Raw genomic sequence first — 10,988 nt, 5'->3', positions numbered from 1 at the left:
AACCAGAAAAAGCAAAGCCCACAGACGAGCCTGCTATATGGGGGGCGCTCGCCTGTGGGCTTTGCTACCCCCCAGGTGGGTCATTTTTAAATGATCACGATGGGTCAGTTTTGAATGCAGATTGACATATCTGGAACAACTGACCTACCTAATCTTTCTCAAGATGGCGGACGAATACGCCAAGCCACCCTACAACCGTGATGTGGGCATTCCGGAGGGATATGACTGGACCAGCCTGACATCCCGTCGCGGCGCGGAGCTTGAGACGCATTACGTCACCCTGTTGCGCAAGCTCGGTGAGCAAACCGGGATGCTCGGCCAGATCTTCACCAAGGCCCAGAACAAGATCACCGACCCGGCCAAGCTCTTCCGCCTGATCGACATGGTGGACAGCACGAAATGGGTCATGCTGGGCGCCGATGTCAAAGGCGACATCTACGAGGGGCTGCTGGAGCGCAACGCCGAGGATACGAAATCGGGCGCGGGCCAGTATTTCACGCCCCGCCCCCTGATCCGCGCGATGGTGGAGTGTATCCGCCCCGAACCCGGCAAGACGATTGCCGACCCCGCCTGCGGCACCGGCGGGTTTTTCCTTGCCGCGCATGACTTCCTGACGGACCCGGACAACCGGGCGCTCGACAAGGACCAGAAGGCTTTCCTGAAATACTCGACATTCTTCGGCAACGAGATCGTGGCCGGCACGCGGCGGTTGTGCCTGATGAACATGTTCCTGCACGGGATCGGTGAAATGACCGGCGACACGTTGGTGTCCTCCGCCGACGCCCTGATATCGCCGCCGTCCGAGACATTCGACTACGTTCTGGCCAACCCGCCCTTCGGCAAGAAAAGCTCGATGAGCTTCACCAACGCGGAAGGCGCGCAGGATACCGACGAGTTGACCTACAACCGTCAGGATTTCTGGGCGACCACGTCGAACAAGCAATTGAATTTCGTACAACACATCCGGACCATGCTGAAGACGACAGGGCGTGCCGCGGTGGTCGTGCCCGACAACGTCTTGTTCGAGGGCGGCGCGGGCGAGACGATCCGCCGGAAGCTGTTGCAGACCACCGACCTGCATACGATCCTGCGCCTGCCGACCGGCATTTTCTATGCGCAAGGCGTGAAAGCGAACGTGATGTTCTTCGACAACCGACCGGCCAGCCCGGACCCGCAGACCGCGAAGGTGTGGTATTACGACTATCGCACCAACGTGCATCATACGTTGAAGCAAAAGCCCCTGACCTACGCCCACCTCCAGGATTTCATCGACTGCTACAACCCCGGAAACCGGCACGATCGCGCACCGACCTGGAGCGAGGATACCCCGGACGGCCGCTGGCGCGCTTTTGACCGGGAGGACCTGTTGGCGCGTGACAAGGCGAGCCTGGATCTTTTCTGGCTGCGCGATGCGTCCATGACCAACCTCGAAGACCTTCCGCAACCCGAGCTCCTGGCCGGTGAGATTGTCGAAAGCCTGCGGTCGGCGATGCTGAATTTCGAATCCGTCGAGGAGGACTTGACCTAGTAGGGTGTCAAATGCCCGCCTTCGCCGAAGGGGGGCCGTCTTTCCTGACATGGTAGAGAAAGCAGGGGGTGCGCCGAATGTATGGCTTCAAGACAATGTCAGCGGATGACCCGCTGCTTGACACCTCCCCGGTCATGCGGACCGTCGACTTCCTAGCAGCGCAGTTCGAGACGAACCCCAAGGGCATCCCGCTGACCAAGTCGAAGGCCCTGCGCCGTGCCCTCGTGGCGGACGCAATTTCGAGCATTCAATGGCCGGACTGGACCGAGCGTGAAATCTACAATGGGTTCATGCCCATAAAGATCGCCGATGAGTATCACTTTGAGCCCTTTTTTGTGCTACGCCAACTTATGTGGGAGATGGGGCTGTTTCGTCACTACAAGGGCCATCTGCGCCTTACGAGAGCCGGAAAAGACCTATTTGAAGACCGCTTCAAAAGCTTTGACGCGATCACTCGGAACATGGTCTTTGAAAATGATCAGTTTGAGTATCACCGGCTAAATAGGGGAATAGCCGGGACATGGGATATATGGCTGAACGTGCTTGATTTGGAAGCACGGGTCGGGGTGTCCGGAAAGGCGCTGACGGAGATTCTTTACGGATATGACACGATCGAGAACATCTACGATCCGCGTACAAGCGCGCTTTACGACGGCGTTCTGAAGCCTTTGGTGTGGGCTGGCTTGCTCCATGAAAACAGGGACCTGGGACGAAAACTCACAGAACGCGTATACACCACGACACCGCTTTGGCATCGTTATCTGGAACTGGACGTGAAGAAACCGCATGTGCATGCTGTGCATTGAATTTTTCCCACACCTTTTCCGACCACGGCTATCTGAGCAGTGCTCAGAATGACCGGTCTGCCCATACGCAATCCCGATCCGGCGCCGAGGGAAACCCTGTATTCCTACCTGGCGCGTCTTGCAGCGACCTGGCAGACGACGGCGCCTGAACTTGCCTACGATATGGGAGCCCCCTTCAAGACGCTCCTCCAGCAGGATCAGGGGGCCCTCGGCGCATTTGCGGACTGGGCCGGACTTGATTCGGATGCCATGGTTGAGCTCATGTCTTGGACCGGCGTGCGGGTCGGCAATGTCCGGATGCAATTTCGAGGTGAGCTCTACATATCGAGAGCACTCCGCAACCCGGTGATACGCGGGTGTCCGGTCTGCTTGCGCGAAGATGGGGCCGCGGCGGAGGGACCAGCTGCGTCAACCATGGTGATGCGCGGGCACTGGCAAATGCGAGAGGTGAATCTCTGCGTCAAACATGGCCACCCTCTCGTCCCTCTCTGGGAGGCCCGCGACCCCAAAGCGCGTTACGACATAGGCGCGCGCTTGCAGGAGATCGAAGCAGACATCGTGTCGGGAGCGTTCGACGAACCCGCACGGACCCCGTCCGCCTATGATCTCTGGTTGGACAAGCGGCTGCAAAACGGGTCCGATGACACCTGGCTCAAGGGCAGCCCCGTATTTGCTATAACCACCTTGTGTCGGTTTCTGGGTGAAGTCCTTCAGAATGAAAACACGGCTCACGATCCTGCCGCGGTTGGTGACATTCACGCGGCGGGCTTCAACGCTATCGCGCAAGGCGAAGAAGCCATTCGCGCGGCACTTGATCAAATTGCGCGTCGGGCCACCGGCCCTTTCGATGAGCCCGGCAAGGTCTTTGGGAAGCTGTTTGACCGCTTGAATCGGGAGTATGCCGAAGAGGATGGCTTTGACTTCTTCCGTGACCTTCTGCGGGAGTGCATTCTCGATCACTGGCCAGTTGCGGCCGGGGAGGAGATTCTGGGTGAGGTTGTTCAGAGCCGACGTCTGCATTCTCTTCGCACCGCAGCAAGGGAAACCGGGATCGGGGTCAAAGTGCTGGACCAGTTCCTTGTCGAAGCCGGAGCAATCGGCCCGGACGATGACCGGGTCCCGAACCGCAAGTTGTTTGATGCGAAAAAACACGCCGACCTTCTGGCCGAGATCCCCACCTTCGTCGGACCGATCGCCATGCGCAAGGCCATGGGGGCAACGCGGCAAGAGCTGATCGCGCTGACGGATGCCGGGGTTCTGGTGCCCCGCACACGGACAGAAACGGTCAAGAAACCATGGCGCGTCTCCGATGGCTTGGGTCTTGTTGCTGAACTGTCGACCGGTGCCGCCTCAGTCGACGGAAATGACGCGACTTGGGAAACATTGCTTCACGCTTGCAAACGCAGAAAAACCGGGATCGCCCACCTGATTGACACGATCCGCGAGAACCGCCTGAGCGTTGGGCGACGGCGCGACGCCCAAGGGTTTCACGGGATAGTTGTTCCCAAATCTGAGGTGGACCTGATAATCCCTCCCGAGGCGCGTGTGCGCGCGGAAAGCGACGCAGATCTGTCGGACACGGTGCCGGCGGCTGAATTCGGTCGGTCGGTCGGGTTAAGGGACGGGCGCGTATTTCAATCGCTGATCGAGGCGGGGCATGTGCCAGCCCAAAAGGTCATGAACCCTCGCACCGGGCGGCCACAATACCGAATGACCGCCGATGATATTGCCGCTTTCCATGAACGCTTCGTGACCTTGACCACACTCGCAACGGAGAGCGGGCTGCATCGCAACACCCTAAAAAGCAAATTCGCATCACACGCGGTCGTACCTTTTTCGCAGGGCGGACAGGATTTCGGGCCGGTATATCGGCGCGCAGATATCCCAGTGCTGACCAGATCACGCGATATCTGACGACGGTGCAACAAGCCGTCATGGGCGGCCATGCAAGGTGCGGTATGAACGCCAAAAGCGCGACCGTGCCCCCGACCTGATCTTGCGCGCCCTCCAAGGAAGGCTTGGTCGGCTCGGAGCGTCTGACGGCGTCCAAACGAGGACAAATCTTCATTTTTCGCAAACATATCAATGGGATATGGCGCAGATTCTTGCAACTTTCTGTTGCCCGGCGCCGCGTAATCGGCTTCCTTGAGCCTAGGGAATCAGTTCCCCGGCGCCCGGATCCCCGGCGTCAGACATTTCAAGACCCCGAGGCCTCAATGACCCTTTCAGAATTCGCAAAGCAGCTGCCGGCAGAGTTCACCGAGCAGGAGTTCGTCAATCTCATGAACCGGGTGATCGACATGAAGTCGATCGTCGACATGCCCGAAGCGGAGCGCGACGCCCTGTTCGACGGGGCTCAGTACCTCGTCGATTTCATCTTGCTCGTCCGGGAGGTGAAGGGAGAGCTGAATAGCCCAGAGGGTCGGCCTGTGGTGGCCTATCGCGGCCCCTTCGTTCCGAACGCCCTGACCCGTCCCGACGGCGTGGCTGTAGACCCAACGGCGCTGGAGACGCTCGGTGTCGGGGAGGGGGAGAAGTATTTCGACGGGTAAAAGCGCAGGTCTCCCGAGGAGCCGCGCGCACTTTCATTGAACCTGCGATCGTTATCCGAAATGCCCACGCCCAAGCTGCCCTTCCTGCTCACTCGGTTCGATAGCGATGTCCCGCACCGCTCCGACATATCCTCCCGACTGCGCGAGCACCTCATGCGCCTGCGTGGTCACGAAATCGACGACACGGTCGAGATCTGGGACGATACGACCGGAGCGATCTCTGAGCACGACCTCACCCGCATCCATCGCCGCGCCACGGCTTATGTCGATCGGCTCCGTGCGGCGAGTGGCACTGCCCACTTGAAGCCCGACGAGAAGGCGCGCCTTGCGTCGATCAAGGACGGGGTCCGGGCCACCACTATCACGACCGAGGCCCGGGCCGACGAGATTGCCGCGGGGCTGCATGCGCAGATGCCCTGGATGGCCCCGGCGACGGAGGTCGCTTGGCACGCGATGCGCCGTTGCGCGCAGGAGGGCGCGCCGGTCTTCCGGCTGCCGCCGATGATCATGGTCGGCCCGCCGGGCATCGGCAAAAGCCATTGGGCGCGCGCCCTGGCCGCAGCGCTCGGCGTGCCGACCACGCTGGTCGACGCGGCGGCGGAGGCGGCGAGTTTCGTGGTGGCGGGGATGCAGCGCGGCTGGGCCAACGCGGGCGCTGGCAAGCCGCTGGACACGATTCTGAACCACCGCGTTCTGAACCCCATCGTGATCGTCGATGAACTCGAGAAAGCGGGGGCCGTGCGCGACACCTCCGGCACCCGCCACAACCTGACCGAGGCGCTGCTCGCGCTGATGGAGCCGAAGACGGCGGCCCGCTGGGAATGCCCGTTCTACCGCGTGCCGTTCGACATGTCCGGGATCGGCTGGATCATGACCGCGAACAGCCGCAGGGGCCTGCCCGAGCCGCTCCTGAGCCGCTGCCCGCCGCTGGTGCTCCCGGCGCTGACCCTGTCGGACCTCATCGGCTTCGCGCAGCGCGAGGGCGCGGCCCGCGGCCTGACCACCCCGGCGCTGGACGCGATCATCGAGACCCTCCAGCACCACCGCGACCGCGCCGACGCCCTGAGCCTGCGCGTCGTCCAGCGGATGCTCGACCGGGCCGAGCAGCTTGAGCGTCGGCCGGTGCTGAATTGAGTGGGCCTTTCGCGGGCAAGGCTCATACCGTCATTTCTGGGGTGCCGACCATGGTCGCGTCAATCGTAAAACCTTTATGCTGCAGAAGGGGCGGGAACCGGACGTTTGCTGCATACGCGAGCCGGCCGGGCCGCGACGTTCAAAGCCGACATCCGCATGAGATAGAAACGGGGATGTTCTCTGCGCTGCCGCAAGGATGCTTTGACCCCCAGCTGACCGCGATAAGGGATTGGGACTTTGAGGCGCAGCGAGTCCCCGCTTCGGGTCGTCCTGCGGACAGCTTCCATGGTGTCTCCTGCCTGACGGGACGTCACTGTCATGATCTTCATCGGTGCGTCGTGGTAAAGCAGGATTCATGAAGAACTCGAGATTTTTCGATGGGCTTGTGGAGCGCCTACTGCGAACCGGGATCAGTGCGGGCACGCTTCGTGCCACCGGCGCGCTGATGTGGCGTGGCGTTCTGCTTGGAACCGCGCTCTATCTGCTTCTCGGCGAGGATCCTGAAGCCAACCTCAAGCTCAATGGCGTTTCCTACATCGTCGCCGTTGTCTGGTCCTACTATGACGGCATGTTCGCCAGACGGGTTCGGTCGATGGCGTTCGTGGAGGCGATCTTCCTGCATCTGCTGGGGATCCAGGTCGGCAACCTGCTCGCGGTGACCTTCGGCAATCCGCTGCTCGGGACATGACAGACGGCGGCCAAACGAACCCTGAGACTTCGCTCTCGCTGACCCGCATCAGAACGTTGCATGAACGGTCGCGCGGTGAAGGCGGCGAATCGCGGCATGAGAAGTGGTCCCTCGTGGAGGTAGATGGTGAACGCAGGGTTCTCTTCGAAGCTCACAGCCCCGAGCAAGGCCTCGCTTCGCCGCCCCTCGAACAACGCCTGATGACCTTGCGGGAGGCGCTCCGCGGACCGCGGACAGTCTCACGGCAAATCTGGCTGGCACTCGAGGACTGACCTGCGACCCGTTCGGCGTTGCCAAAGCCGACGCCTCGCTCATTGCCCGCGTTGCGGGGGAATGGCGAGGACATCGATCTGCGCTGTTCTGAGCACCTGCTCCGTCACTCTTCCGATGAGCATCTTGGCCAGCCCGCTTCGGCCATGCGTGGACATCACGACCAGGTCCGCGTGCTCTTCTCCGGCCGCCTTCAGGATTTCGTGCGGCGCTGGGGTCGCCTCGTAGCGCACGATCTGCCTCAGATGGTCCAGACCTGCCGAGGAGAGGAAGCGAGCAAGATCGCGGGAAGCGTCGCGTTGTTCATCCTCGAGGTAGTGCTTCTGATCGTCCTGCGGAATCGAATGGCTGAAGGCAAGACGGAGCGCAGGAGCATCAAAAATGTGGAGCAGCGACGTCCGGGCATGGTCGGCAAGCCCCAGCTCCTGGAACCGGAGCAACGCGTCGCGGGAGCCGTCGGACAGGTCGGTCGTCTGCAACACGTGGCGGTAGTGCCCGGCCGGCGTGGCATTCACCATCAGGACCGGACAATCCACCGACCGGATCGTCCGCTCAGCCGTGGTGCCGACGAACACGTCCCTGAGCACCTGGCGTCGATGCGGGCCGATGACGAGAAGGTCGGGCGTCGCGTCTGCCACCGCTTGGGCGATGCCGACGAATGGGGACGCAAGGATGACCCGCGTTTCACAGGTCACGCCGTCCACGTCCCGTAGCGTGGCAGCCATCTGGCGAAGCAGTGTCGTGGCCTCATCGCGTTCGGCGTCCACGATCCGGCGCGGTTGATCGTCGTCGACAACGTGGACCATCAGCATGGTGGCCTCGAACTGGCGGGCCAGAAGGGTCGCGCGCCGGAGCGCCCGATCCGACCGCTCCGAAAAGTCCGTCGCCACCATGATTGTCTTCATCGTTTCCGGTCCCGGGCCGTGGCCTCTCATCTGCGCGCGACACGCTGCAACGCATCAAGCTCTGTCTGAATCAACTCATCTATTCTATACTACGCTATATTAAGCCAAACCCGGTGAAAAGGCGTTCAACATGTCACGCGAGCAATATCAGACCGTCAAGGAGATCGCAGATCTTCTGAAGGTCAACGAGGCCACGGTCAGGCGCTGGATCAAGGACGGCGAGCTCCGGGCGATCGATATCGGCAAGGGATGGCGGATCGGCCCGGAGGACCTCGACGCCTTCCTGGAAGGTCACGCGACGCGGCCCGCCGCCCGGCCAAACGGCGAGACAAACACGGCTCCGGATTTGACCGAAGCACAGAGTACGAAGGAACCGAAGAATTGATGGAAGTTATTGTTCAGTCGCCGTTTGCAGAGATCGCTGCACTGCTCGTGCTTGCGGCGGTGGTAGGTTTCCTCGGGATCATCCTGCGCCAGCCGCTCATCGTCAGCTTCATCGCAGTCGGCCTGATTGCGGGCCCTTCGGCACTGGACCTGGTGCGGTCGGACGAGCAGATCAGCCTGCTGTCCGAGCTCGGTATCGCGGTTCTGCTGTTCCTCGTCGGCATCAAGCTCGACGTGAAGCTCATCCGTTCCCTCGGGGCGGTCTCGCTTCTGACCGGACTCGGCCAGGTCGCGTTCACGTCGGTCTTCGGCTACCTGATCGGGCTTGCGCTCGGGCTCGGGCATATCACCAGCCTTTACGTCGCCGTGGCGCTGACCTTTTCTTCGACGATCATCATCGTGAAACTGCTGTCGGACAAGCGCGAGATCGACAGCCTGCACGGCCAGATCGCGCTCGGCTTCCTGATCGTGCAGGACCTCGTCGTCGTGCTGGCGATGATCGTGCTGTCGGCCATCGGCATCGGCGCGGCGGATGGCGGCCATGGCGGAGGGTCGGTGCCGATGGTGCTGGCGTCGGGCGTGGCGATGGTGGCGCTTGTCGTGGTCTTCGTCCGCTACGTCGCCAATCCGCTGACCGAGCGGCTGGCGCACGCGCCCGAGCTTCTGGTCATCTTCGCCATCGCCATGGCGGCGATGTTCGCGGCGGCGGGCGACATCGTGGGGCTCGGCAAGGAGGTGGGCGGCCTTTTGGCAGGCGTCGCTCTCGCCTCGACCCCCTACCGGGAGACCATCGCCGCGCGCCTCGCGCCGCTGCGCGATTTCCTGCTGCTGTTCTTCTTCATCGCGCTCGGTTCCGCGCTCGATCTTTCCCTTCTCGGCGCGCATGTCAGCGGGGCCATTGTCTTCTCGCTCTTCGTGCTGATCGGCAACCCGCTCATCGTGCTCGCGATCATGGGTGCGATGGGCTACCGAAAGCGCACGGGCTTCCTGGCGGGCCTGACCGTGGCGCAGATCAGCGAGTTTTCCCTGATCTTCGTGGCCATGGGGGTGTCGCTCGGCCATGTGCAGGAAGACGCGCTCGGCCTCGTGACCATGGTCGGCCTCGTGACCATCGCCGCCTCGACCTACATGATCACCTATTCGCATCAGCTCTATGCCGTGTTCGAGCCGCTGCTCGGTGTCTTCGAGCGCAAGGGCACGCCGCGCGAGCCGTCCGAGGCCGGGGCGCATCGCGAGGACGGTCACAAGGTGATCATTTTCGGGTTGGGGCGCTTCGGCACCGCAATCGGGCTCCGGCTGCAGAAAAGGGGCATCAAGGTCCTGGGAGTCGACTTCAACCCTCTCGCCATCCGGCGCTGGCGTGAGCTTGGGCTTGAGACCGAGTTCGGCGACGCGACCGACCCGGAGTTCGTGGCGGAACTGCCGCTCGCGCGGGCGGAATGGATCGTCTCGACAGTGCCGCTCCATCCGACAGGTCTCAGCCACGAGGACACGCGCACGACGCTGATCCAGCTCACACGGACCTCCGGTTTCCGCGGGCGCGTGGCCGTCGCGTCTCATCACCCCAAGGACACCGAGGAACTCTTCGCCTCCGGCGCAGACATGGTGCTGGAGCCTTTCCAGGACGCGGCAGACCGTGCGGTGGACCTGCTCTGCGGCGCACCGGAGGAAGAGCGGACCGAGATCCCGTCAATCGAAACGGAAGAGAAGCAGGCGTCGTGATCGTGATGCCGCGCAGAGGAAAGCGGGACCAACCAGGATGACGAACCAGCGAGATCTTCCAGCCTATCACGCTATGCCCTCGGTCACGGCACTGGACGCCCTCGCGTCAAGGTCAAGCGGGCTCGAGACCGGGGAATACACCCGTCGCCTTGCGGAACATGGCCCGAACCGCTTGCCCGAACCGCCTAAGCGCAGCCCGATCCTGAGGTTCCTGTCACACTTCAACAACGTGCTGATCTACGTCCTGATCGCTTCGGCCGCCGTGACGGCGGCGCTGCAGCACTGGGTCGATACTGGTGTCATTCTCGCGGTAGTCATTGTAAACGCCGTGATCGGCTACATCCAGGAAGGCCGCGCCGAGCAGGCCATGGATGCGATCCGCGGGATGCTCGCACCACGGTCTGCCGTCCTGCGCGACGGGCGGCGGATCAGCGTGGATGCGTCCGATCTCGTCCCAGGCGACATCGTTCTGGTCGAGGCCGGGGACCGCGTGCCTGCCGATCTGCGATTGATCGAAGCGCGCGGACTGAAGGCGGAAGAGGCGATCCTGACCGGAGAGTCCGTGCCAGTAGATAAGGGCACGGCGCCCGTGACGGAGGACGCGGCGTTGGGCGACAGGTCCTCGATGCTGTTTTCCGGCACGCTGGTGGCCGCCGGTGCCGGGCGGGGCGTCGTCGCCGCCACAGCTGCGGACACCCAGATCGGGCGGATCAGCGGCATGCTCGGACGCGTCGAGACGCTGACCACGCCGCTTGTGGCCCAGATGGACCGCTTCGCGCGCTGGCTGACGGTCTTCATCCTGATCGTCGCAGCCTCCCTGCTGATCTACGGCTACTTCGTCGGGCATCTGCCTTTCGCGGACCTGTTCATGGCCGTAGCACGTCGGGAAAATGGGCTGCCGACGGGTTATGGCCCCGCGCGCAGCCCCCAGATAGCGCAGCGTGTGGCCATAACCGGGTCTCAGGTCTCAACAGTGGTTTTGCACAACCACACCGCTGA

10 protein-coding genes and 1 pseudogene are annotated in these 10,988 nt (G+C 62.4%); 10 read left to right on the top strand and 1 reads right to left on the bottom strand.

From position 1 onward, the window contains the following. Nucleotides 1–121 precede the first annotated feature (121 nt). The 7 genes and pseudogenes from DQW77_RS17540 to DQW77_RS17515 all read left to right on the top strand — a co-directional run bounded on the left by DQW77_RS17540 (nucleotide 122) and on the right by DQW77_RS17515 (nucleotide 6,708). On the top strand, nucleotides 122–1,528 hold the full coding sequence (locus tag DQW77_RS17540; protein ID WP_220124990.1) for a class I SAM-dependent DNA methyltransferase: 1,407 nt from the start codon (nucleotides 122–124) through the stop codon (nucleotides 1,526–1,528). 77 nt (nucleotides 1,529–1,605) lie between these two features. Beyond that, a complete protein-coding gene (locus DQW77_RS17535) occupies nucleotides 1,606–2,334 on the top strand; it encodes a hypothetical protein (protein ID WP_113259606.1) in 729 nt (242 codons plus the stop codon). A gap of 48 nt (nucleotides 2,335–2,382) precedes the next feature. Further along, a pseudogene (locus DQW77_RS18830) lies at nucleotides 2,383–2,802 on the top strand (TniQ family protein); the annotation flags it as partial. A gap of 66 nt (nucleotides 2,803–2,868) precedes the next feature. Further along, on the top strand, nucleotides 2,869–4,248 hold the full coding sequence (locus DQW77_RS17530; protein ID WP_258523916.1) for a hypothetical protein: 1,380 nt from the start codon (nucleotides 2,869–2,871) through the stop codon (nucleotides 4,246–4,248). A gap of 302 nt (nucleotides 4,249–4,550) precedes the next feature. Then, complete coding sequence (locus DQW77_RS17525; RefSeq protein ID WP_113259602.1) at nucleotides 4,551–4,886, top strand: hypothetical protein; 336 nt, start codon at nucleotides 4,551–4,553, stop codon at nucleotides 4,884–4,886. A gap of 36 nt (nucleotides 4,887–4,922) precedes the next feature. Further along, nucleotides 4,923–6,020, top strand: coding sequence for an AAA family ATPase (locus DQW77_RS17520; RefSeq protein WP_258523915.1), 1,098 nt, complete (start codon nucleotides 4,923–4,925; stop codon nucleotides 6,018–6,020). Between the two features lie 355 nt (nucleotides 6,021–6,375). Then, nucleotides 6,376–6,708 (top strand): hypothetical protein, encoded by a 333-nt coding sequence (locus DQW77_RS17515; RefSeq protein ID WP_113259598.1) that lies wholly within the window; start codon nucleotides 6,376–6,378, stop codon nucleotides 6,706–6,708. Between the two features lie 311 nt (nucleotides 6,709–7,019). On the opposite strand, the gene DQW77_RS17505 is transcribed toward DQW77_RS17515, so the two are convergent. Beyond that, nucleotides 7,020–7,883, bottom strand: a complete 864-nt coding sequence (locus DQW77_RS17505; RefSeq protein WP_113259594.1) for a universal stress protein — start codon at nucleotides 7,881–7,883, stop codon at nucleotides 7,020–7,022. Between the two features lie 130 nt (nucleotides 7,884–8,013). On the opposite strand from DQW77_RS17505, the gene DQW77_RS17500 reads away from it, so the two are divergent. The 3 genes from DQW77_RS17500 to DQW77_RS17490 all read left to right on the top strand — a co-directional run. Further along, nucleotides 8,014–8,268 carry a helix-turn-helix domain-containing protein gene (locus DQW77_RS17500; RefSeq protein WP_113259592.1) on the top strand — a complete coding sequence of 85 codons (255 nt, stop codon included), beginning with the start codon at nucleotides 8,014–8,016 and terminating at the stop codon, nucleotides 8,266–8,268. Next, complete coding sequence (locus DQW77_RS17495; RefSeq protein WP_258523914.1) at nucleotides 8,268–9,989, top strand: cation:proton antiporter; 1,722 nt, start codon at nucleotides 8,268–8,270, stop codon at nucleotides 9,987–9,989. Before DQW77_RS17500 ends, DQW77_RS17495 begins: the two co-directional genes overlap by 1 nt. Nucleotides 9,990–10,026: 37 nt before the next feature. After that, nucleotides 10,027–10,988, top strand: a 962-nt coding sequence (locus DQW77_RS17490) for an HAD-IC family P-type ATPase (protein ID WP_147095020.1), incomplete at its 3' end; no start/stop codon positions are given.

This window comes from Roseovarius sp. TE539, assembly GCF_003298505.1.
GTDB lineage: Bacteria > Pseudomonadota > Alphaproteobacteria > Rhodobacterales > Rhodobacteraceae > Roseovarius.
Note: the sequence above shows the minus strand (reverse complement) of the source record. Positions and strands in the feature narration are given on the sequence as shown.

Excerpts from the sequence above, each read along its gene's own strand:
- DQW77_RS17535 (WP_113259606.1), top strand. The coding sequence starts at position 1,606 with ATGTATGGCTTCAAGACAATGTCAGCGGATGACCCGCTGCTTGACACC.
- DQW77_RS17525 (WP_113259602.1), top strand. The coding sequence starts at position 4,551 with ATGACCCTTTCAGAATTCGCAAAGCAGCTGCCGGCAGAGTTCACCGAG.
- DQW77_RS17515 (WP_113259598.1), top strand. The coding sequence starts at position 6,376 with ATGAAGAACTCGAGATTTTTCGATGGGCTTGTGGAGCGCCTACTGCGA.
- DQW77_RS17505 (WP_113259594.1), bottom strand. The coding sequence starts at position 7,883 with ATGAAGACAATCATGGTGGCGACGGACTTTTCGGAGCGGTCGGATCGG.
- DQW77_RS17500 (WP_113259592.1), top strand. The coding sequence starts at position 8,014 with ATGTCACGCGAGCAATATCAGACCGTCAAGGAGATCGCAGATCTTCTG.
- DQW77_RS17495 (WP_258523914.1), top strand. The coding sequence starts at position 8,268 with ATGGAAGTTATTGTTCAGTCGCCGTTTGCAGAGATCGCTGCACTGCTC.